At 60.2% G+C, this 19,792-nt stretch carries 23 protein-coding genes and 1 tRNA gene; 8 read left to right on the forward strand and 16 right to left on the reverse strand.

The window, feature by feature from the left end; all coding sequences use genetic code 11:
* Positions 1-10 precede the first annotated feature (10 nt).
* From P9254_RS00490 to P9254_RS00525, 8 genes are all read right to left on the reverse strand, one after another.
* Positions 11-619 (reverse strand): chloramphenicol phosphotransferase, encoded by a 609-nt coding sequence (locus P9254_RS00490; protein ID WP_278055851.1) that lies wholly within the window; start codon positions 617-619, stop codon positions 11-13.
* A gap of 66 nt (positions 620-685) precedes the next feature.
* Positions 686-1,507, reverse strand: coding sequence for an MBL fold metallo-hydrolase (locus P9254_RS00495; RefSeq protein WP_278055849.1), 822 nt, complete (start codon positions 1,505-1,507; stop codon positions 686-688).
* A 1-nt stretch (position 1,508) separates the two neighbouring features.
* Positions 1,509-2,303: a TatD family hydrolase gene (locus tag P9254_RS00500; RefSeq protein WP_278055847.1), complete on the reverse strand. Its 795-nt coding sequence runs from the start codon at positions 2,301-2,303 to the stop codon at positions 1,509-1,511.
* On the reverse strand, positions 2,303-3,850 hold the full coding sequence (metG, locus tag P9254_RS00505; RefSeq protein WP_278055845.1) for a methionine--tRNA ligase: 1,548 nt from the start codon (positions 3,848-3,850) through the stop codon (positions 2,303-2,305). The genes P9254_RS00500 and metG overlap by 1 nt, the downstream gene beginning before the upstream one ends.
* 134 nt (positions 3,851-3,984) lie before the next feature.
* Positions 3,985-5,040 carry a DNA polymerase III subunit delta' gene (locus P9254_RS00510; protein ID WP_278055843.1) on the reverse strand — a complete coding sequence of 352 codons (1,056 nt, stop codon included), beginning with the start codon at positions 5,038-5,040 and terminating at the stop codon, positions 3,985-3,987.
* Entirely contained in the window at positions 5,037-5,711 is a 675-nt protein-coding gene (gene tmk / locus P9254_RS00515) for a dTMP kinase (RefSeq protein ID WP_127248207.1), read from the reverse strand. Before tmk ends, P9254_RS00510 begins: the two co-directional genes overlap by 4 nt.
* A 72-nt stretch (positions 5,712-5,783) precedes the next feature.
* Positions 5,784-6,962, reverse strand: coding sequence for a D-alanyl-D-alanine carboxypeptidase family protein (locus P9254_RS00520; RefSeq protein WP_278055841.1), 1,179 nt, complete (start codon positions 6,960-6,962; stop codon positions 5,784-5,786).
* A gap of 83 nt (positions 6,963-7,045) precedes the next feature.
* Positions 7,046-8,314: a septal ring lytic transglycosylase RlpA family protein gene (locus tag P9254_RS00525; RefSeq protein ID WP_278055839.1), complete on the reverse strand. Its 1,269-nt coding sequence runs from the start codon at positions 8,312-8,314 to the stop codon at positions 7,046-7,048.
* 797 nt (positions 8,315-9,111) lie between these two features.
* Between P9254_RS00525 and P9254_RS00530 the strand changes: the two genes are divergently transcribed.
* The 3 genes from P9254_RS00530 (at position 9,112) to P9254_RS00540 (ending at position 10,926) form a co-directional block, all read left to right on the forward strand.
* Positions 9,112-9,201: transfer RNA gene (locus tag P9254_RS00530), tRNA-Ser, on the forward strand.
* Between the two features lie 206 nt (positions 9,202-9,407).
* Positions 9,408-10,640, forward strand: a complete 1,233-nt coding sequence (locus P9254_RS00535) for a tyrosine-type recombinase/integrase (RefSeq protein WP_278055837.1) — start codon at positions 9,408-9,410, stop codon at positions 10,638-10,640.
* 118 nt (positions 10,641-10,758) lie between these two features.
* Positions 10,759-10,926, forward strand: a complete 168-nt coding sequence (locus tag P9254_RS00540; protein ID WP_278055835.1) for a hypothetical protein — start codon at positions 10,759-10,761, stop codon at positions 10,924-10,926.
* A 111-nt stretch (positions 10,927-11,037) separates the two neighbouring features.
* On the opposite strand, the gene P9254_RS00545 is transcribed toward P9254_RS00540, so the two are convergent.
* Positions 11,038-11,307 carry a hypothetical protein gene (locus P9254_RS00545; RefSeq protein WP_278055833.1) on the reverse strand — a complete coding sequence of 90 codons (270 nt, stop codon included), beginning with the start codon at positions 11,305-11,307 and terminating at the stop codon, positions 11,038-11,040.
* Between the two features lie 188 nt (positions 11,308-11,495).
* Here P9254_RS00545 and P9254_RS00550 point away from each other — a divergent pair, with 188 nt between their 5' ends.
* From P9254_RS00550 to P9254_RS00565, 4 genes are all read left to right on the forward strand, one after another.
* On the forward strand, positions 11,496-11,837 hold the full coding sequence (locus tag P9254_RS00550; RefSeq protein ID WP_278055832.1) for a hypothetical protein: 342 nt from the start codon (positions 11,496-11,498) through the stop codon (positions 11,835-11,837).
* An 89-nt stretch (positions 11,838-11,926) separates the two neighbouring features.
* Positions 11,927-12,358, forward strand: coding sequence for a MucR family transcriptional regulator (locus P9254_RS00555; RefSeq protein ID WP_278055830.1), 432 nt, complete (start codon positions 11,927-11,929; stop codon positions 12,356-12,358).
* A gap of 13 nt (positions 12,359-12,371) precedes the next feature.
* On the forward strand, positions 12,372-12,605 hold the full coding sequence (locus P9254_RS00560) for a hypothetical protein (protein WP_278055828.1): 234 nt from the start codon (positions 12,372-12,374) through the stop codon (positions 12,603-12,605).
* A gap of 172 nt (positions 12,606-12,777) precedes the next feature.
* Positions 12,778-12,978, forward strand: coding sequence for a hypothetical protein (locus P9254_RS00565; protein ID WP_278055826.1), 201 nt, complete (start codon positions 12,778-12,780; stop codon positions 12,976-12,978).
* A 9-nt stretch (positions 12,979-12,987) separates the two neighbouring features.
* On the opposite strand, the gene P9254_RS00570 is transcribed toward P9254_RS00565, so the two are convergent.
* The 4 genes from P9254_RS00570 to P9254_RS00585 all read right to left on the reverse strand — a co-directional run bounded on the left by P9254_RS00570 (position 12,988) and on the right by P9254_RS00585 (position 15,661).
* Positions 12,988-13,200, reverse strand: a complete 213-nt coding sequence (locus tag P9254_RS00570; protein ID WP_278055824.1) for a hypothetical protein — start codon at positions 13,198-13,200, stop codon at positions 12,988-12,990.
* A 266-nt stretch (positions 13,201-13,466) separates the two neighbouring features.
* Positions 13,467-13,892, reverse strand: coding sequence for a hypothetical protein (locus P9254_RS00575; protein WP_278055822.1), 426 nt, complete (start codon positions 13,890-13,892; stop codon positions 13,467-13,469).
* Between the two features lie 629 nt (positions 13,893-14,521).
* Positions 14,522-14,746: a DUF768 domain-containing protein gene (locus P9254_RS00580; protein ID WP_442920284.1), complete on the reverse strand. Its 225-nt coding sequence runs from the start codon at positions 14,744-14,746 to the stop codon at positions 14,522-14,524.
* Positions 14,747-14,770: 24 nt separating this feature from the next.
* Positions 14,771-15,661, reverse strand: coding sequence for an ATP-dependent DNA ligase (locus P9254_RS00585; protein ID WP_278055818.1), 891 nt, complete (start codon positions 15,659-15,661; stop codon positions 14,771-14,773).
* 177 nt (positions 15,662-15,838) lie between these two features.
* Between P9254_RS00585 and P9254_RS00590 the strand changes: the two genes are divergently transcribed.
* Positions 15,839-15,997 (forward strand): hypothetical protein, encoded by a 159-nt coding sequence (locus tag P9254_RS00590; protein ID WP_278055816.1) that lies wholly within the window; start codon positions 15,839-15,841, stop codon positions 15,995-15,997.
* 2 nt (positions 15,998-15,999) lie between these two features.
* Here the strand turns inward: P9254_RS00590 and P9254_RS00595 are convergent, their stop codons facing one another.
* The 3 genes from P9254_RS00595 to P9254_RS00605 are packed head-to-tail and all read right to left on the reverse strand — an operon-like array spanning position 16,000 to position 19,783.
* Positions 16,000-16,653 carry a LamG-like jellyroll fold domain-containing protein gene (locus P9254_RS00595; protein ID WP_278055814.1) on the reverse strand — a complete coding sequence of 218 codons (654 nt, stop codon included), beginning with the start codon at positions 16,651-16,653 and terminating at the stop codon, positions 16,000-16,002.
* A gap of 18 nt (positions 16,654-16,671) precedes the next feature.
* On the reverse strand, positions 16,672-19,593 hold the full coding sequence (locus P9254_RS00600) for a tape measure protein (RefSeq protein ID WP_278055812.1): 2,922 nt from the start codon (positions 19,591-19,593) through the stop codon (positions 16,672-16,674).
* Positions 19,586-19,783, reverse strand: coding sequence for a hypothetical protein (locus P9254_RS00605; protein WP_278055810.1), 198 nt, complete (start codon positions 19,781-19,783; stop codon positions 19,586-19,588). The genes P9254_RS00600 and P9254_RS00605 overlap by 8 nt, the downstream gene beginning before the upstream one ends.
* Between the last annotated feature and the right edge of the window lie 9 nt (positions 19,784-19,792).

Genomic DNA, 19,792 nt, shown 5'->3' on the forward strand with positions numbered 1-19,792 from the left:
GCTGGTTTTGCTACGGTTCTCCTGGGCTTTCCGTGCGCGCTTCAGAGGCGTCAGCGCGGTCCTTGATGTGTTCGTGAATCCTTGTAGCCGCCTCCGCCGCGCTGATCGTTGTTACGTCGGTCGTCAGGCTGTTCGGGTGCTTCGGGTCAAGGACAGCGACTGTCCGGCTGCGGCGGCGCGCCGCTTCCGGATCGATAGACTTGAGACGGTCACGTCGAGTTGGCGACATCACGCGACGAACCAGTTCGGCCTCTTCGCAAAGCAAGCGCACAGGCACGAAGTGAGCGCCTCGTCGATCCGACGCATCTTTCATCTGCTGGTAGGACGCGAGGCTCCTCGCGTCTCCTTGGATGCCGGAGTTCGTGAAGATGAAGTTGGCGGCGGGAGGACAAAGTGTTGCCACGGTGTCCAACACAGCCTGACGGACCTTGGCGGTCTGCTCCCAGACGGCATCAGGCAATGTGCGGCGACCGTCATCGGCAAGCAGTGCCAATATAGGATTGTTGATCCAGTGATTGTCGATGACGTGGCCGGAAAGTGCCGTTACGAGTTCCCGTGCGATCGTCAGCTTGACGACGCCAGGGAAACCGAGCAGCAGAACAAACACATTCTGAACCATCGATCAGTTTCCGAAGCACCAAAGAGAATCGGATTGACGACTAAGCGCCAAAGTGAACAGGCGTCTCTATCGCTCTGACTCAAAAGGAATTTCGATCATCATGCCGTCATAGGCCGGCACCACGTGGTCCGGCGTCTCGGCCATCACGGCGGCATAGTCCAGCGGCACATGCATATGCGTCAGCACCGCGTTTTTCGGCGAGAGCTTCTCGATCCAGCCCAGTGCCTCGGCAAGCGACAGATGGCTTGGATGGCTGTTGTACTGCAGCGCGTCGATCACCAGCACGTCAAGGCCTTCAAGCCTTTCTGCTGTGGCAGCTGGAAAGTCGCTGATATCGGGGCAATAGGCGAGCTCGCCCACGCGGAAACCGAGCGAAATGATGTCGCCGTGGATCTGCGGCAGCGGCTCAAGGGTGAGGGGACCCCCCTCGCCTTCGATCACCACCGGCCTGGCATGGTCTATGAGATGCGGCCTTACGATCGGTGGATAGGAACTGCCCGGGGGCGTCTCGAAGCAGTAGCCGAACGCCTGGCGCAGCCGCAGCATGGTCGGCTGGTCGGCATGGATATCGATACGACGGCGTTGCTCGAGCACGAAGCCGCGCAGATCATCGATGCCGTGAATGTGGTCGGCATGCGGATGGGTATAGACCACCGCGTCGATGTGCTTGACCGAGGCGAGCAGCATCTGCGCGCGAAAATCCGGTCCGGTGTCGATGACGACGGTGGTGCGGCCGCCATTCCCTGCGATCCGCTCGACAAGAGCAGCCGTGCGCATGCGGCGGTTCTTCGGATTGGCCGGATCGCAATTGCCCCAGTCGCCGGTGATGCGCGGCGTACCGGGCGACGAGCCGCAGCCGAGAATGGTGAGGCGCAGCTGGTCGCCCATGTCAGGCCGCCGTCACGTCCGGTCGCGGCATCTTGGTAAACAGCCGGAAGACATTCTCGGTGGTGATGTCGGCGATCTCCGCCTCGCTGACGCCGATGGTCTCGGCCAGCACCTTCGCCGTATTCGCGACATAGGCGGGCTCATTGCGTTTTCCCCGATGCGGGATTGGCGCAAGATAAGGCGCGTCGGTCTCGACCAGCAGCCGTTCGCGCGGCACATCTGCGGCAATCGCGCGCAACTCGGTCGAGTTCTTGAAGGTCAGGATGCCTGAGAAGGAGACATAGCCGCCCAGCGCCACGCCGACTTCCGCCAGCCGACGCCAGGACGAAAAACAATGCAGGATGAAGGGGAAAGCGCCCTTCCCTGTCTCCTCCTCGAGAATCGCCGCCATGTCGCCGTCGGCGTCGCGCGAATGGATGACCAGCGGCAGGCCGGTCCGGCGCGCGGCGGCGATGTGAGTGCGGAAGCCTTGCGCCTGTGCCTCGCGCGGCGCACGGTCGTAGAAATAGTCCAGGCCGGCTTCGCCGATCGCCACCACCTTGGGATGGTCGGAAAGCCGTACCAGCTCCTCTGCGGTCACATCGAGCTCTTCCGCCGCATTGTGCGGATGAGTACCAACTGAGCAATAGACCTCTCTAAAAGCTTCAGCGATTTGAAGGAGTTGCTGAAAACGCTTCACGCGCGTTGAGATCGTCACCATGCGGCCGATCCCGGCTGCGAGAGCGCGGGCGACGATAGCCGCCCGCTCCTCGGCAAAATCCGGAAAATCGAGATGGCAGTGACTGTCGACAAGCATCAGGCTTTGGTGTCCTGCTCGACGTAGCGGGGAAACACGCCCTCAGGCACCGGCAGCGCCGTGCCGGGCAACAGCGCATGGTCTGCGTGGACATGCGCGAAATTGCGCTTATCCGCCGGCACAGCCAGCAGGTCGAGCAGCCTCGCCGCCGATCCGGGAATGAAGGGCAGGCAAAGCAAGGTCACGCGCCGGACAAGCTCGGCCGTCGTCCACAGCACCGTCTCCATGCGCTCCGGATCGGACTTGCGCAGCGCCCAGGGCTCCTGCGACGCGAAGTAGCGGTCGGCGTCGGCCACCACGCCGAAGATCGCCGCCAGCGCCAGATGGATGCCCTGCTCCGCCATCGCTCTGCGCGCCACCGCAAGCGCCTCCACCGCCTGGTCGAGGATCGCCGCGTCGGCTTCGGTGAGCTCGCCGCGCTTCGGCACCGTGCCGCCGCAGTTCTTGGCGATCATCGACAGCGAGCGCTGCGCCAGATTGCCGAGGCCGTTGGCGAGATCGGCATTGGTGCGGTTGACGATCGCTTCGTGACTGTAGCTGCCGTCCTGCCCGAACGGCACCTCGCGCAGGAAGAAATAGCGTACCTGGTCGAGCCCGTAATGCTCGATCATCGCGAACGGATCGACGACATTGCCGACCGATTTGGACATCTTCTCGCCGCGGTTGAACAGGAAGCCGTGGGCGAACACGCGCTTCGGCAATTCTATGCCGGCCGACATCAGGAAGGCCGGCCAGTAGACCGCGTGGAAGCGCACGATGTCCTTGCCGATGATATGCGTCGCCGGCCAGTAGTGCCATTGCTCGGATTTGGTGTCGGGATAGCCAGCGGCCGTGATGTAGTTGGTCAATGCGTCGACCCAGACATACATCACATGCTTGTCGTTGCCCGGTACAGGCACGCCCCATTTGAAAGTGGTGCGCGAGATCGACAGGTCCTTCAAGCCGGACTTGACGAAGCTGATCACTTCGTTACGGCGCTCCGCTGGACCGATGAAGTCTGGCCGGCTCTCATAAAGTGCCAGCAATTTGTCCTGATAGGCGGATAGCCGGAAGAAATAGCTTTCCTCCTCGTTCCATTCAACCGGCGAGCCAAGCGGCTCGCGGCGCACGCCGTCGTCGCCGAACGTGGTTTCGCTTTCGTCGAAATAGGCTTCCTGGCGGACCGAATACCAGCCGCTGTAGCGATCAAGATAAATGTCGCCATTGGCGGCCATCGCCTTCCAGATCGCTTGGCAGGATGCGTAGTGACGTTGTTCGGTCGTGCGGATGAATTCGTCGTTTGAGCCTCCGACTGTCTCGGTCATCGAGCGGAAGATTGCCGAATTGCGGTCGGCGAGCGTTATCGGCGCGATGCCTTCCTTCTCGGCTGTCTGCTGCATCTTGAGGCCATGCTCGTCGGTGCCCGTGAGGAAGAACACTTCCTTGCCGTCGAGACGCTGGAAGCGGGCCAGCGCGTCGCTGGCGATGACCGTATAGGCGTGGCCGATATGTGGCTTGCCATTCGGATAAAAAATCGGCGTGGTCAGGTAGGATTTTTCGCGTGACATGAATGAACCGTCATGAAGGTCTGAATCTGAGTTGTGGCGGTGGATAAACTATCGGCATGGCGATTGCCATCCCGATGCATGCCGCCCAAAAGTGGTGCCCGGTTTTGGGGCAGCGGCATGCACTAAGAAAACCGTCACATTCGCATCACAGAATTCAGGCGGTCGATCATGGTCAGGGCGTGCTGCTTCTTGTCGAGATTGTAGGTCTCTGCATCAGATATCGTGTTCACGGCCTCGTGCCAAGCGTCGGACAGCGTTTTGGCCCTGGCGAGGTCGCCGGCTAAGGCCGCTTCGCTGGCAGCGGCCGACAGCAGATCGAGCGCGCGGCGGTTGAAGATATCGAATTGGATCGCCTGGTCGCGGCCGGCAACGGCTTCGGCAAGCCGATGGGCAGCGGCAATGTCCGGCTTTTGCGCCGCCACCAGCGCGTCGAGCGCGCCGGCGATTTCCAGCCCGCCATACTGGGTAAGCAGGATCGCATTGCGCGCGCTGCCCCCTGCCCGCTCGGCCAAAGCCGCGCGCGCCGACGGGTCGACCGGCGGCGGCGGCTCGATGCCTTCCAGCACAGCCATCAATTCGTCCGGCGCAAGCGGCGTCAGCCGCACCATCTGACACCGCGACCGGATCGTCGGCAAGAGGCTGCCCGGCGCATGGACGATGAGGATGAACAGGGTGCGCGCCGGAGGCTCTTCAAGATTCTTGAGCAAGGCATTGGCGGCATTGGTGTTCATGTCGTCGGCCGGATCGACGATGACGACGCGGTAGCTGCCGTCATGCGAGGTCATCGACAGGAAGCGGCTGACCTTGCGTATCTCGTCGACGGTTAGCACCGTCTTGAAGCTTTTGGTCTTGTCGTTGGCCGGACGGGTGAGATGCAGCACCGAAGGATGCGCGCCGGTAGCGATCTGGCGAAACAGCGACGAGGCCGGATCTGGAACGGCCAGCGCTTCGGGCGCAGCCGCAAAATTGGGATGTCTGAGAAGGTGGTGCGCCAGGTGGAAGGCGAGCGTGGCCTTGCCGATGCCGTGCGGCCCGGCGAGGATTAGCGCATGCGGCAGCTTGCCGGCGCGGTAAGCGGTGGCAAGCATGCCCGCCGTCTGCACGTGGCCGATCAGTCGCGACGTTTCCGACGGCTCGGGAACGCCGTCAAGCGTGTCGTGCTGTTCGGGGGCGATGCGTTCGAAGATCATGCCGGCGCCGTCTGCTTCCTTTGCACCGGCATCCGCTTTTCCAGCACCGCGAACACGGCCGCGGTGACGACGTTTTCCACCGTTTCGGGATCGGCCGACGCATCGATCACAATGCAGCGGTCCGGCTCCGCCTCGGCGATCGCCAGGAAAGCCTCCCGCCGGCGCTGGTGGATGGCCAAAGTCTCCTTCTCGAAGCGATCGGCGCTGTCGCCGGCGCCGCGCCGTGCCGCCGCGCGCTTCAGACCTTCGGCCGGATCGATGTCGAAGATCAGCGTCATGTCGGGGACCATGCCGTTGATGGCGACCGCCTCCAGCGCTTCCATGAAATCCGGATCGAGCCCGCCGGTGACGCCCTGATAGACGCGCGAGGAATCGATGAAACGGTCGCAAAGCACGATCGTGCCGCGCTCGACCGCCGGCCGGATCACTTGCTCGACATGGTCGGAGCGTGCGGCGGCGAAGAGGATCGCCTCCATCTTCGGGCCGAAGGGCTCGGCGGCCCCGGACAGAAGCACATGTCTCACCGCCTCGGCGCCCGGCGAGCCGCCTGGCTCGCGTGTCACCAGAACCTCGTATTTCTTGGCGCGCATGCGCCGTGCCAGCCGCTCGATCTGCGTCGACTTGCCGGCTCCTTCGCCGCCTTCGAAGGTGATGAAAAATCCGCTCGCCAATCGTGAATGCCTTCGCCCGTGCTGGCCGCTGTCATAGCTCCCGTCCGGCAAAAGGTCCACGAGCCTGCCCGATCACAAATGTTTCTGACGCAGCCAGCCGACAGCCAGTTCCTTGGCGGCGTCAAGCGCACGCTGCGGCAACGTCCCGACCTTCACCGCCTCGGCGGCGAAAAGCGGCGTTCGCTGGCTGAGCGTGTCGCCTATCCAAACGCGCAGCTCCCCGACCGGTTGCCCCTCCTCCACCGGCGCCGCCACCGGACCGTCATAGACAATTCTGGCGGTCAGCTTGTCGCGGTTGGTTATCGGCAGAAAGATGTCCACCGGGCCCTTGGCTTTCAAGGCCACGCCGGATTTGGCGCCGCCGAACACTTCGGCTTCGCCGACGACCTCGTCCTTGGCGAAGATCTCCGTCTTCTGGAAGGAGCGCGACCCCCAGTCTAGCAGCTTGCGCGCCTCCTCGGAGCGTTCCCGGTCGCTCGCCAGACCGCTCAGCGCCGCGATCACCCGAATGCCGTTGTGGCTGACCGTGCCGACAATCCCGAAGCCGGCGGACTCGCTCGCCCCGGCCACGAAGCCGTCGGCATCGATGCCCATGGCCAAAAGCGGATTGCGGTTCCGCTGGGAGATCTTGTTCCAGGTGAAGTCGGGCTGGCCGTAGTAGTGGAAGAACTCGGGATAGTCGCGCCAGATGTGCAGTGCCAGCATCGTGAGCTCCCGCACTGTCGTCTGCTGGCCATCTGCCGGCAGCCCGGTCGAATTGACGAAGGTCGATTTCGAGAGACCAAGCTCGCGGGCACGCTCCGTCATCTGCGCGGCGAAATTCGCCTCCGAGCCTGCCATGCCTTCGGCAAGCACGATGCAGCCGTCATTGGCGGCCTGCACGGTCACGCCCTGGATCAGATCCTCGACACGGACCGCCGATTTGAGCTTGGCAAACATCGTCGAGGTGCCCGACGGCGCGCCGCCGGTGCGCCAGGCGTTTTCGCTGACCACGAAAGTATCGTCGAGCGTGATCCGATTCGATTTGATGGCGTTGAAGACCACCTCCATCGTCATCAGCTTGGCCATCGAAGCCGGCGGGATCGGCTTGTCGGCATCCTTGGCGAAAAGCACCGTGCCGGTATCGGCGTCGATCATGAAGGCCTGGGCCGCCTTGGTCTCGAAAAGCTGCGCACCGACCGGGGCTGCCCAAAGCAGTATCAGCGCCAGGCCTAGTAATCCGGCGAAAGGCTGAACGATGCGGAACTGCATGAAATATCGACCCACTTAGCCGTGCTGGCGTCGACAAGCTATCAGGGTTCTTTCCGCTGGATCAACGGCGGGCGCGAAATTGATCAGTTTCGCACAACCAATGCGTCCGGCGCGCCGTGCGACCAGGCCGCCTGCAGCAGGTCGGCGATGCTGCCATGGCCATCCGGATAGACGTTGACCGCGTACCAGTCGTTGCCGTCGAGCTCGGTGCGCTGGATTTCAGTCCTGCCAAACGGCTCGAGCGCCGCCGCCACGCGGTTTGCCTGCGCCGCATTGTCAAAAGAGCCGGCGGCCACATAATCGGAGGCCGGCGCCTGTTCCTGGCCGTTCGACTTCTTCCACGACTGGAGGATGTCGGCCGGCGACATGCCGCTGCCGTCGAGGGCGGCAAAGACGTCGGCGTGATTGACGCGCTCATCCGCGTAGGACAGCGACGCCATGGCGAAAGGCGAGTTCGGCGGCAGCCTGAACTGCGGCCGCTCCGGCACGATCGGCCCGAAATCCGGCAGCACTACATCGCTGGCGTCCTGCGCCTGCCCTGACATCGCCGGTTGCGCGGCAGGCTGCTCCGACAGACCCGACTGCGTGGCAAAAGCCTGCCCAGAACTGGTCAGCTTGCCGGGGAACGGCACGGCCGCTGGAGGTGCATCGCTCATCGACAGGCTGGGCGACGGGCCGTTCATGGCCACCATCACGCCCGTCGGCAGGCCGTCGGACGGATCGGGCCGCCTGCTGCCGGGACGGTAGGAAGCCATCAGATACTGGTCGTCATTGCCGTCGAGAGGCGCCCTGCCGACATATTCGACCTTCACCCTTGCCGTGCCGACCTTGCCATAGTCGAGCATTTGCGCGGCACGTTCCGAGACGTCGATGATGCGGCCCTCATGATATGGGCCGCGGTCGTTGACGCGGACGATAATCGAACTGCCGGTCTCGAGATTGGTGACGCGTGCATAGCTCGGCAGCGGCATTGTCGGGTGCGCCGCCGTCAGTTGCATCGTGTCATAGACTTCGCCATTGGCGGTCAGCCGGCCGTGGAAGGCATCGCCATACCAGGAAGCCAGGCCAACCTTGGCGTACTTCTTATCTTCCTTGGGATAGTACCACCTGCCGCGCACCTGGTACGGCTTGCCGAGCTGGTCGCGGCCGCCGCCGCGCCGCATGAAGGCAACGCGCGGGCTCGCCTTCACGCCATATTCGGACTCGGCGAAATATTCCTTGGAGCGCGGCCGCTTGTCGACCATGCCTTTCGGTTGCGGCGTCGACGTACAGCCGGCAAGCAGCACCGCCGAGAGGGCGCACAGCACGAAGGCAGGAGCGCGACGAAGACGCGGGCGCGCCGAGGTCTGCATGTTTTCGATTGTCCCCTACAGTCTCGCCGCCATCAATCGGAGCCAAGCGCCCCCGAATGCAGCAACACCTTGATCCCCAATATCTTTGTGCACAGGAAATGTTTATTACGATGTTAATCGATTATGGCCGGAACCGGGCGAGATTATGGCGGGGAAAAAACTGCCGGCGAGGATGAGCCTTGCGTGGATGAGCGCCGGATGGAGGGGCAGCTTTTTGGAGGGGGACTTCCATTTCCAACCGGCGCTCACAGCGCTGGAATTGCCCGCGCCAACCAGGAGTTTAGCATGGGCGTCCGCAAGGCCTGCCTAGATCGAACGGATGAACTCGGCTCATCCATATGAGCAGTGGTTTCACGGATCAGTTGGGAGACGCTATCGCGCCTTAGCCGGAGGCGTTGCCTTCGGACTGGACAAGAAGACGCCCACCACGTTTTTCGTAGCGGGCGCTAGTTCGGGAGGAAGTGAGAGACGCTTGCGGTCTGGGTCGTCCCCTTGCCCCGCTAAGGACGGTACGCCTCGTTTGGCTGGATAATAAGCGCGCTACGGTTGAGCCGCCGCATATTCTGGTTGCGTGACATTTTCGCCACAGACATAAAAGCGCCCGGCCAACCAGGCAACCGGGCAATGCATCGTCTGTCTCGACCGCAGGAAGGCACGTCGCGGTGGTTGACGCAGCCCTGACCGCCGCACTACAGCAATGAAGCGCTAACCGGTCGCAAATGCCTCGGCGTCAAGTTTGCGCCGACCATTGAAAATTGACCGATAGCGACGATCTTAAGTGGTTGAAAGACCATGCTGGAGGGATGGCCGAGCGGTTTAAGGCACCGGTCTTGAAAACCGGCGTGGGCGCAAGCTCACCGTGGGTTCGAATCCCACTCCCTCCGCCAACGACCTTTCCCAGGCAATCCAAAGAAACTCCAAAAACAGCGCAGAAACAAACAGTTTGCGTTGTTTTCCTTGTCCCAATCCGCCCCAAGCGATAGCAAGCAATCCTGCGCCGTGCCGGGGTATTAGGTGGGGTATCGCCTCTTGAAGGTTGGGGTATTTGGGGTAAAGTGGGAGTCGAATTGGAATCCAACCGCGGGGCGATAGCATGCTGACTGACGTTGTGGCCCGAAAGGCTGAGAAACGCGAAAAGGCTTACAAGCTTTACGACTCTGGCGGCCTGCACCTCGTCATCGCTTCAACGGGCGGCAAGCTTTGGCGAATGAAATATCAGTTCGGCGGCAAAGAAAAACTGCTCTCCTTTGGCCCCTACCCTGAGGTTACCCTGGCTGCGGCTCGATACGCTCGGGACGATGCTCGCGCTCAATTGCGTGCCGGCAAAGACCCTTCCGTTGCGAAGAAGATCCGAAAGTTGGAGGCGGTAAGCGGCGACGGCACATTTGAGACGATCGCTCGCGAATGGTACGCGCTGAACAAAGAACAATGGGTTGCGCGCCACGCCGCCGACGTTATCGAAAGCCTGGAGGCGGAAGTCTTTCCAACCCTCGGTGGCGCGCCCATCAGAGACATCTCCGCCGCCGATGTGCTAGCCTGCTTAAGACCTATCGAAAAGCGCGGCGCCAAGGAGACAGCGCGCCGGATCCGGCAGCGCATGTCCGCCGTGTTCGTTTATGCGGTCGCCTCTGACCGAGCCGACAATGATCCCGCAGCCATGGTGAAGAAAGCCATGACGCCAATGAAAAAGGGCAAGCAGCCTGCGATCACTGATCTGGACAAAGCGCGGGAAATGCTCGCTAAGGCTGAGTCCGAGACAGCGCATCCAGTCACCAAACTTGCCCTCCGAATTCTGGCGTTGACGGCAGTGCGCCCCGGCACGCTGGCGGCGACACCTTGGGCCGAGTGGCCCGCTGGTGGCGACCTGTGGCAAATCCCGGCCGAAAGAATGAAGCTGCGGCTACAGCACAAGGATGACGAAGCCCGCGACCATTTCGTGCCGCTATCCCGCCAGACCATTGAGGCGATCGATGCTCTGCGCACGATATCCGGCCGCGGTCCCCTAGCCTTCCCCAACACCCGGCATGCGCACAAGCCTATGAGCGAGAATGCGATCGGCTATCTCCTGAATCGCGCCGGCTACCACAGCAAGCACGTTCCGCATGGTTGGCGCGCCACGTTCTCTTCGGTGATGAATGAGGGTTTTCGGCCCGACAAGCCTGTAATCGACTTGATGCTGGCCCATACCCCCAAGGACAAGGTCGAAGGAGCCTATAACCGCGCGCTGCATCTAGAGCGACGCAAGGAACTGGCTCAAATTTGGGCGGATCTCATTCTAGAAGGGGCTCGGCCCGCCGCTGAATTGCTCGTCGGGCCGAGGCGTTAAATGTAATAGGGCATTCATGAACATAGCCAAGCTAATCAAAAGCACGTCGACTGGGCGCGTCCGATCGCCGACCAGGAATCGGGAGCTATCATCGCGCGAGAAAATAGAAGAGACCTTGGTGAACCTCGCAACAGTTCTTGGTCACAATGAGGTGAGCTATTCTTTCATGCAGGATCTCACCCACATGTATTCGGTGGATGGGAAAAACTATCAACGAGGCGCGAACCTCATTCTGGATCTTTCGAGAGAACTGCTCGCCCGACATATCCGGCAAGGCGGCGCGTGAGCGCGCGTCGATCCTGTGTATAGCCAAGCCCGCCTTCCGAAAGGGAGGCGGGCGCCGCGCGGCAACCGGACGGTGGTTTTCACTGCGGCAATGGCCGCGCGATCTGAAGGGTCAAGCTACTGCCAACTCAGCCGCCAACTCTGGGGTCAGCAAACACACCGCCCATGCCGCTTCATCGATCGTTCGCAGCGCCTCGCCAAGCATCATCCGATCTCGGTTCGGATCTTCGAATGCGAATGAACGCACCGAATAGATCTCGTCACCCCGGCTCGTTCGCATCCTACCGAGGACAAGTGACGGCATCGACTGATCCTTGTGGGTGATCCAAGCGCCGACTTCGAACTGCCAGTTCTCGGCGGCAGCCAATACATGAGCGTTCATCTGCAAGTTCTCCAGTAGGCCCCTCAGGCCGCGCCGGACAAGGCACCGGCAAGCCGGGGGTGAGAGGCGCCTGGAGAGCGCCGGCAAGCTTTTAGGCTCTGGCCTTGGACATGGCTTGGCCACCCCGGCCAGAGGTCTCTTCACCGCCGTACTTTTGTGCAGGAAACCCCTTCCCCTTGGAGATCAAGTTGGCCGAGATTCGCAGTTTTGTCAAACCACAATCACAGATTATTTTTGGGAGTTATTTTTTGAAATATGCGAAACCGCCTAAGCTGGCAAGTAGTTTAGGCGAAAACGCCTATGGCACTTCTCCGCTGGACTCCAACGTTGTTCTGTGGAATCCATGTACGCGCGCCCGAACTGGAGTAAAGGCCATGGAACGCACCTTCAATGAACTCACCAGCATCCTAACAGCACAGCGGCCCGCACGCGTCCGCTACAGCGCGCTCGCACTGCGCCTGGCTGAGAGCCTGGCGACTGGCGTTGCGAACGGTGTTGGTATTGCTGTTGGGCGGGTGCTGGCTGGCTAGCCGTCGCGGTCAAGGCTGACTGCTACGACATACTTGCGCTTTCCCCACCTCGCTACTACGAACACTGAACAGCAACAGGAGTTCGTAAATTGCAGGAACAAGCCGAAGACCGTGCCGAAGTAATCAGCCTGACCGCGGATATCGTGTCCGCCTACGTCAGCAACAATCCTCTGCCCGTGTCAGGGCTGCCAGATCTGATCGCGTCGGTGTATTCATCGCTCACCGGTATCGGTCATGCGACTGCAGTTGAGCAGCAGCAACAGGAACCTGCGGTAAATCCGAAGCGTTCGGTATTCCCCGACTACATCGTCTGCCTTGAGGACGGCAAGAAGTTCAAGTCGCTGAAGCGGCATCTGTCGACCGACCATGGACTGACGCCAGACGAGTATCGGGCCAGGTGGGGATTGAAGCCTGACTATCCGATGGTCGCGCCGAACTACGCGGCGCAGCGGTCAGAGTTGGCAAAGGCGAGCGGGTTGGGACGGAAGCCTGTCGCCAAGCCGGCGAGGAAGGCCCGGTAAACCGCGGCGCGAGATGAAATCCCTCTGCGTGGCGGTTCTTAAAGTGGTTGGCGGTCTGTTTCTGGTCGCCGCCTTTCTTCAATGGATTACCTACGATTACCCTGACGTCAATCCGTTTGCCTTCGGTGCTATCTTTGCGCCCGGCATGCTGGCCCAGCTATTCAACTGGATCCTTGTTTGCCTTCTCGGAACAATCGGCGCCGTGTTGATCGGTTTCGCCCGAAGCTTGGCGCAAAAGCGAATATAGGTTGGCCGTCGCCGCCGGGCGGGATATATGATCAGCAATGGCCGCAAGGCCTCATCGTGGCGGCGGCGCTGGTGTGAGGCTGCGGAAGCAATGAAGGCAGCCTTCGGTTTGATCGCTATGACAGCATCGATCCCACCCCCGCCGGCGGGGTGGGAACTGAGGAGAAAGCGGCGTGGCCTTCAAAATCACCTATGAGCCTTTGAACCGGATTGCCGGTGTTCAGCCACAAATGGTCGAAAAGGAATCGGCCCGCGAGGCGTGGATCGCCGTTGATGCGCTGATGAAAAGCGACGAGCGCGTCACTATTTCCGAGGATGGCCACTCTATAACGTGGCAAGAGCTTCGAGACCGAGCAAAGGGATCTGCGAACTAAGAGCCGGCTTTACGGACCAGCCGTCTTACGGTTGAGATCCTTCGGGCTGGTGTCGGGCGAATAGGTCAGCGTGATACGCTTTCCGCCGCAGACCGCGCATTTCATCTTCGGCCGCAGATCCCATTCCATCGCCGGAGCATCGGCGCCGAAGCGATCGCGGAGCGCTGCAAGATCGAGTTTCTGATGCCGATTGCAGTCGAGGCAGCCCGTCGTGACAGACATACCCGCGTCGATCAGTCCTTGAAGCGTCCAGCCGTCATGTTGGCGATTCAAGGCTGCTCGGCCTTTTGGCTGAATTTCTATTTATTAGGAGACGCGCATATACTGGCTCGTCGGCATCGCGCTCCCTCGGGCCCCTGCCGGCCAAGGCCCGGTGGCCACGCCCCTTTGCCACCCAAAGAGAAGAGCTACCGGGCCGCTCCCGTGTCATCGATATGTCCAACGCCGCTTTTGGCCTGGCAAAGCTCTAAATCTCCCGGCCTGTGAACTTATGCGACCTTGAGGTTAATGACGCGCATCACTGCGACCACTGTTCCGTTGTTCGTAGCAGCCTCTTTCGTACTGCCCTTGCCGCAGCTCCAAACGTCGCCTTCCTTGGCCGTGAACTTCATATCGCCGGCCGTAACTTCCAGTTCGCCTTCAGTGACCGTGCATACCATGTCGTCGGCCATCACATCCCCCAGCGGGCTAGTTCCTTTCGGCTGATAGATCACGTCTTCCATGACGATTTTCTTATACCCCTTGATATGGGAGTCTCGTGTCCCCCGCTCGACTAGCCGAACGCCAGGAAAAATCTCCTTGCCCTCAGTCGGGCTATAGGTCTTGGCCGCTACCGGGGTGAACTTTGCGGCCATTAGAGGGGCGGCCATCGAGGTGGCAGCAAGGGCGAGAGCATTACGTCGATTCATCTTCATAACATCCTCCCTGAGTTGGTCCGCCCGGTTGGGCGAACCTGATATCTTACGCGCCCGAGCAGCCAAATAGTCAAAACACAATTGGGGGTCCGCCCGGCAATCATTGGGCGAGGTATAGACAGCGAAATGGGACCTAGAACGGCAAAAGCCCGCTCGCCTTGAGGGATGGCGGGCGGGCTTCGGGGGTGGACCCTACGGCGTTTGCCTCTCGGTCGAAAAGCGCGCCGCGAGCCCGAACTTGCTGAACGGTGGAATGTTCCCCGATATGATGGCTGTCTAATGAAAAGCCCGTCGCGGCTAATGAGCGTAAGCGACGGGCTTTTCAGGTTGCCACTGAGACGGCTGCATCCTTAAGGAATCGACCGCTTTCTTATTAATCAGCAACCCGTGAATTCGTTCCATAATGGGACATGGGAACCTTCCCAGTGCAATCTGGTCTGTGAGGGACGGGCTGCACCCCGATTGATGCAGCATGGTTACCATCGGACTTCAGTCGCAAACACCGAAAGTTGCGATCCCGCTCATATAGATGCAGGATCAATGCTCCCCATCTTCAAGCGGTGGGGTGGGCCCGACCCGCAATGATCCTGTGTCACCTAGGTTAGGCGGGTCGGGCCGCAGAGGGGTCTTCAGCCGGCCAAACCGCCCTCCCGATGTTTCATCGCCTCGAAGATGACTTCGAACACGCTGTCGACCTCTTGGTGGATCTCTTTGGGCGAGATGCCTTCTCGCTTCGCAGCCGCCATCATTTCATCGACCAGATCGCTGATTGCGGCGGGATCATCCGTGACGACGACGTTTGGCAGGTGATCCGCCATCCACCTATCCAGGAATTCCAAAGCTCGCGCGCTCATACTAGGTCAAGCTAGCAGGCTGCCTTAGGTTCCTTCCTCGAAATCCTGCAGGGTCGCGTGGCGTAGCGTGTGCTCGCCGCGAAGGAATTTCACCCGGCCGGTGATGCCGGGCTTAACCCACTCGACATCATCGGCAAAGGCACTCGGCACCCGTTGCGACGGCTTCGAGGCCCTAGCCTCCTCGACACGCTTCCACAGCCGTTCCCTGAGGCCACTGGGCAGCGTTATGAACGCTGTGCCGGCAAAACGACCATCGCGCGCCATTAACGCTGCTGCTGGCTTCCCAGGCTCTCGCCTGATGCCCAGCAGTTCGAAGTCGTCGACATCCCAACATTTCGTCTTTACCCAGGATTCAACCTTCCCGCTTCGATAGGGACTCTCGCGTCGTTTCGAGACCATGCCCTCAAGGCCCATCTTCTCGACCTGTTCGAAGAATGCAGCGCCATTGCCCTCTACATGGTCGCTGTATTGAATGATCCCGTCGGCCGGCTTGATCAGGTTCCAGAGCCTCGCCTTGCGCTCGACCAGCGGCAGGGCGCGAAGATCCTCGCCGTCCAGGTGCAGGAGGTCGGAGGCGACAAAGGCGAGCTGCTCGGCATTCCAGACCATGCGCGAATGCATCCGGTGGAAGTTCGGTCGGCCGTCGGGATCGGGCGCGATCATCTCGCCGTCGATGATAAAGGCCTTGGCCGGAAGCTTCTCGGCCGCGGCGACGATCGGCCAGTACCGTTTCGACCAGTCGTGGCCATTTCGAGAGAAGGCGCGCGCGCCAGCCCAGTCGAGAACGAGCTGTGTGCGGAACCCATCGTATTTGATTTCGTGCAGCCAATCGTTGCTGATCGGCGGTGTTTCAACCTGGATCGGGTCCAGGGGCCTAATGAAGGATAGCCGGGCGCCGCCGGCAGGCTTACGCATACGAACCCCAACGCAACACTCGAATTTGATTCAATATCGAAGGTACCTTTCCGTTCCGTTAGCTGTCGCTGAAAGGTGCGTTTCATAGCCGTTGCTAAGAGGTTTCACGGCCGGTGCTAACGGAGGAGAACAAAAGGGGGATTCACGGCGAGTCGAGTTCGATCTAAGATTCAACTTATGGACGCGATCTTCGATGACCTTTCCAGTGCCCTCAGGAAGCCCCACAGCGATGTTTGGGGCAAGGTCCGCGCCATGGTCCTCGATGCTGCCGGCAAGTTCTTCACCGGCATTGCCATCGGCATTGGCTTCGCGATCGGAATGGCAATCGCCGGCTAGCATCAACAACCAGGACCGATCTTGCGCGGATGATCGGACACGGAACCGCCCGTCGTATTGCCTGCGAGCCCGGCCCTCAATTCCCGCGTCTCCCGAACCACTGGCGCATAGAAGATCAGCGATGCCGGGCGAACGAGCATCGGCGAAAAACCATTGGCCAATGCCGCAATTTCCGCCGCGTCGAGTTGCGTGTTCCAATGGCCGATCTCTGCAATATCGCCCACGTATGAGGGCCAAAAACTGTCAAGCAAGTCGCCGGCACAAATATCGGTGTTGGCATTTATGCCCCAGTTGGCGCCTGTATTGACGGTGGCCTCTTGAACGCCGTCAATGAAAAGGGCATTCGCGCCTCCTGAATTCTGGTTGTAATTGAAGGCAACGGAGCGCCAGTTTCCGTCGTTGATGTTCGAAGTAGATGAAATGCTCACTTGGGCCGCGGAGAATGAATACCCCTGCGCAAGTATCTTGTTCGCCGTGTTGTTAAGGACAAAGCCGAGCCCGTTACGACTGGAAGTGTTCCAATAGGCAATCGGTGCCGCATTGGTCGTGGTCTGCGTGGTTTTCAGGCGAAAGGTAAAGCACCCTGCCGTGCCATTTAAGCTGCCCGGAACGGTCCATTGCAGTCTGTCAGTTCCGCCTGCGAATGATCTTGCCATATCAAGTCTCCTTATTCGTCAGCGAGTACGCATCGTGCGCTCGAGGCTGGCCGCGGTGCGCGCGGCAATCTGGTTTTGGGATTCTACGAAGGAATGCGCGTCGGGCGTCACAACGGTGATGCTTACCGACATCGGCCGGCCATTGTCGTTGGCAGCCCGCTGCATGCGGGGTGTCGTCGGAATGCGCCCGAGGTAGCTCGGCACAGAAGGAAACCCAACAATGCCGCCGTCAGCATAGCCGCGGCGCATACGCTCTACATTTCGCGGCCCGCCAAAACGCTTAACGTCATCCTGGCTGAAGACGACCTCACCCTTATGGACAATGCCGGCTGGCTCGTTCTTCCCGCCTGCTCCGGTATATCCGCCATCCGCGAAGAGGAATTTGAACAGCCCACCAAGGATTCCGCCGCCAGGCGTAGACCCTATGCCGCCGCCATCGAAGAGGGCATTTAAGGCCATATCCAAGAGCTTGTCGGCGACCTTGCCTAGAGCGTTGGCGAAGGCTTCGGATGCGGACTTGCCGTCTCGCAAATCACGAATGAAGCCACCAAGCAAATCCTTGCCGAAGGCGGAAGACGCCGCCATCTTTTCGCTAAGGTTTTCGACGCCCTGCTGCATTTGATTGCGGGCCGCGTCGGCTTGTGCGTACTTCTCGGCGAGCTCGTCAATCTTCGCGGCGTACTCCGGCGTGATCTCCACGCCGTTATCCATCGCGTCGTTCAGGAGCCGCTGCTTGATTTCCGCCTTGCTCTGAGCGTAGCCGTAGTCGTTGATGAGCGGATTGACGGTCCCTAGCGCCTCGGCCTCCTTGTTCAGAAGGTCGATTTGCAACTGAGTGTCAGACAGCTTTTCGTTGAACCTGTCTTGGCCTTTCACTGCCTTTTGCACGCCAGATGGCGCGCCGCCAAGAAAGACGTCCGCTTCGGTATTGCGGCGTGCTCTGTTGATGCCGCCATTGTCGCCGCCAAGACCGCGGATGGCCTCAACGACTGTCTGCTGATTTCCAGTTTTGATGGCATCAACGATACGGTCAGGCAGTGAGCCGTAGTTGTACGCAATCGACGTCAGCGCGGCCTGCTGCTTTTGGTCAAAGCTCGCAAACGTGTCGGCACCGATTTGTCTTTTTATGGTGTCCTGAAATTCGCCGATGCGGCGCACAAGATCACGGTTGGCGTCGGTGATTGAAACCGACATGCCTTGCGTGATTTTTTGAACTGAGCCATCAGCCAGGGTCACGGTATCCGAGCCGTAGCCAGCGCGAAAAGCGTTGACATCCCATTTCGGCTTGGAAATGAACCCCTCAAACTCCTTAATCAAATCGACTGACGTCTCAATCGACTTGCTGCTCGACTTGGCTACCTCCTCGTCAGCAAGCTCCTTTGCCGCCTGAATTTTGGCGGCAGCATCGGTTATGGCGACGCCAACTTTGCCTGCCGCTTCAACGATTTTAGCAGCCCGCTCATCGATCTCTTTTTGCAGATCGGAGCGCTTGGCATCGGCGTTGCGCTTGTCGAAAAAGTCGTCAACCTTCTCGCGATCGTGCTGAAAGGCAAATCCGGCAGCCCGCGGATCAGGCGCCATAGTGTCGATGCCGGCTTTCGACGCTCGAGCAAGCGCCTCAACCTTCTGCAACTTGTCCAGAAGCTCGTCAAAAACGGCCAGCAAGCGACTATACATTGGGTCGTCGCCAAACAGGTCCCGAAGAGCCTGCTTTGCCTTCTTGGCACTGACCGTGCCCTCGTCAATCCCAGATTGCAGCGCGTCGAATGCAACGACCGCTTCCGGCTTCACCTCTGCAACGGAATCGCGGAAGTCGGCAAAGGCGGCGTCTAGGGCTTGGACTTCCTTAAAGGCTGGCTGGATCTTTTCCAGGCCGTCCAGCATATCTTGGAACGGGTTGCCGCCGGTTCCAAAAAACGACTTGTCGACGTTGGCGTTGAATGCCTGGCTGACAATTCCGCCCTTCAGACCTTGCGCAATTTCATTGATGCGATTGAGGACATTGGCGACCTTCTCGAGATAGCCAACGCCAGCACCCTTCTTAAGCTCATCCAGGCCCGCCGAAAGACCGTTGATGGCGGCTACAAGATCCTGACCGAGAAAGCGGCTGACTTCGCCACCAGCACCAGTCACATCGCTCAATTTGCCAATGAAGGCGGTCAGAGCATTATTGACCAGGCCGATATTGTCGCCAATCGTTGCATTGGTCGCGTTGAACGCCTTGTCGATGAGTGGCTTCGCGTCAAGGATGGCCTTAAAGACCCTATCGACAGTCAGTTTGCCATCGGCACCAAGTTGCTTGAGACCACCGATTGTGGTCTTAAACTCATTGGCAATTGCCTGCGCAATAAGCGGAGCATTCTCACGAATTGACCGTAGCTCGTCGCCCTGCAAGAGTCCGCTCGATAGCGCCTGGCTAAGCTGCAGGATGCCCGCAGCCTGCTCGCTGGCCTCTGCGCCACCGGCTTTAAAGGCCTTATTGACGATCTCGGTGGCGTCAGCCACCTCCTGCTCGCTCTTGGCGACGCCCGATGTTGCCTTTAGCAGTTTGGCATAAAGGTCAACGGTTTCGCCGAGACCCGAGCGGGTTACGGTGGCGAGCTTGTTCAGATCATCCAGCGACCTTGCCTGCTGTCCGCTAACGACCGAAGCGGCTGCGATCTTATTGCCGGCCGTGGTCCACGCATCTGCGTAATCTTTGATTTTGTCCGTCGCCAAGGCGGCCGCCAATCCAGCGGTGCCGCGCTTTACGAGTCCACCAATGTTTCCCACACCTGCAAAGCTCGCGGAGAGCGTCAGTTTTTTGTTGGTCTGAGCGAACTGCGTTTCGATCTTGCGCAGTTGGGTTTGCGCGGTGCGGTTGGCCTTGTTTAGCGCGTTGTTGAATTGGGTCGTTTTGGCTTCAAGTTGCACTAACAACTTTTCGACGTCGCTAGCCATGCGTACCGCCTGCGACTTTCGCCAGGATCAGCTTGGCGGCAAGCAGCGCGCCTTCGCCCTTGTCCGCAGCAGCGACGCCTAGCGCGGCGACAAGCAGTGCCGCAGCGACGTCTTCCTGTTTGTATTTGGCGAGCAAGCGCGCAGCGGCGCGGCCCGCCGCGGCGGAGGCCGCTTCGAATTGGGGGGTCATGATTGTCCT

The sequence above is a fragment of the Mesorhizobium sp. WSM4983 genome (assembly GCF_029625765.1).
In the GTDB taxonomy this organism is placed as follows: domain Bacteria; phylum Pseudomonadota; class Alphaproteobacteria; order Rhizobiales; family Rhizobiaceae; genus Mesorhizobium.

What these genes read in the sequence shown, in the direction of transcription:
- P9254_RS00490 (WP_278055851.1), bottom strand. Translation starts at nt 619, where the DNA reads ATGGTTCAGAATGTGTTTGTTCTGCTGCTCGGTTTCCCTGGCGTCGTC.
- P9254_RS00495 (WP_278055849.1), bottom strand. Translation starts at nt 1,507, where the DNA reads ATGGGCGACCAGCTGCGCCTCACCATTCTCGGCTGCGGCTCGTCGCCC.
- P9254_RS00500 (WP_278055847.1), bottom strand. Translation starts at nt 2,303, where the DNA reads ATGCTTGTCGACAGTCACTGCCATCTCGATTTTCCGGATTTTGCCGAG.
- metG (WP_278055845.1), bottom strand. Translation starts at nt 3,850, where the DNA reads ATGTCACGCGAAAAATCCTACCTGACCACGCCGATTTTTTATCCGAAT.
- P9254_RS00510 (WP_278055843.1), bottom strand. Translation starts at nt 5,040, where the DNA reads ATGATCTTCGAACGCATCGCCCCCGAACAGCACGACACGCTTGACGGC.
- P9254_RS00520 (WP_278055841.1), bottom strand. Translation starts at nt 6,962, where the DNA reads ATGCAGTTCCGCATCGTTCAGCCTTTCGCCGGATTACTAGGCCTGGCG.
- P9254_RS00525 (WP_278055839.1), bottom strand. Translation starts at nt 8,314, where the DNA reads ATGCAGACCTCGGCGCGCCCGCGTCTTCGTCGCGCTCCTGCCTTCGTG.
- P9254_RS00535 (WP_278055837.1), top strand. Translation starts at nt 9,408, where the DNA reads ATGCTGACTGACGTTGTGGCCCGAAAGGCTGAGAAACGCGAAAAGGCT.
- P9254_RS00545 (WP_278055833.1), bottom strand. Translation starts at nt 11,307, where the DNA reads ATGAACGCTCATGTATTGGCTGCCGCCGAGAACTGGCAGTTCGAAGTC.
- P9254_RS00560 (WP_278055828.1), top strand. Translation starts at nt 12,372, where the DNA reads ATGAAATCCCTCTGCGTGGCGGTTCTTAAAGTGGTTGGCGGTCTGTTT.
- P9254_RS00570 (WP_278055824.1), bottom strand. Translation starts at nt 13,200, where the DNA reads ATGTCTGTCACGACGGGCTGCCTCGACTGCAATCGGCATCAGAAACTC.
- P9254_RS00575 (WP_278055822.1), bottom strand. Translation starts at nt 13,892, where the DNA reads ATGAAGATGAATCGACGTAATGCTCTCGCCCTTGCTGCCACCTCGATG.
- P9254_RS00580 (WP_442920284.1), bottom strand. Translation starts at nt 14,746, where the DNA reads ATGAGCGCGCGAGCTTTGGAATTCCTGGATAGGTGGATGGCGGATCAC.
- P9254_RS00585 (WP_278055818.1), bottom strand. Translation starts at nt 15,661, where the DNA reads ATGCGTAAGCCTGCCGGCGGCGCCCGGCTATCCTTCATTAGGCCCCTG.
- P9254_RS00590 (WP_278055816.1), top strand. Translation starts at nt 15,839, where the DNA reads ATGGACGCGATCTTCGATGACCTTTCCAGTGCCCTCAGGAAGCCCCAC.
- P9254_RS00595 (WP_278055814.1), bottom strand. Translation starts at nt 16,653, where the DNA reads ATGGCAAGATCATTCGCAGGCGGAACTGACAGACTGCAATGGACCGTT.
- P9254_RS00600 (WP_278055812.1), bottom strand. Translation starts at nt 19,593, where the DNA reads ATGGCTAGCGACGTCGAAAAGTTGTTAGTGCAACTTGAAGCCAAAACG.
- P9254_RS00605 (WP_278055810.1), bottom strand. Translation starts at nt 19,783, where the DNA reads ATGACCCCCCAATTCGAAGCGGCCTCCGCCGCGGCGGGCCGCGCCGCT.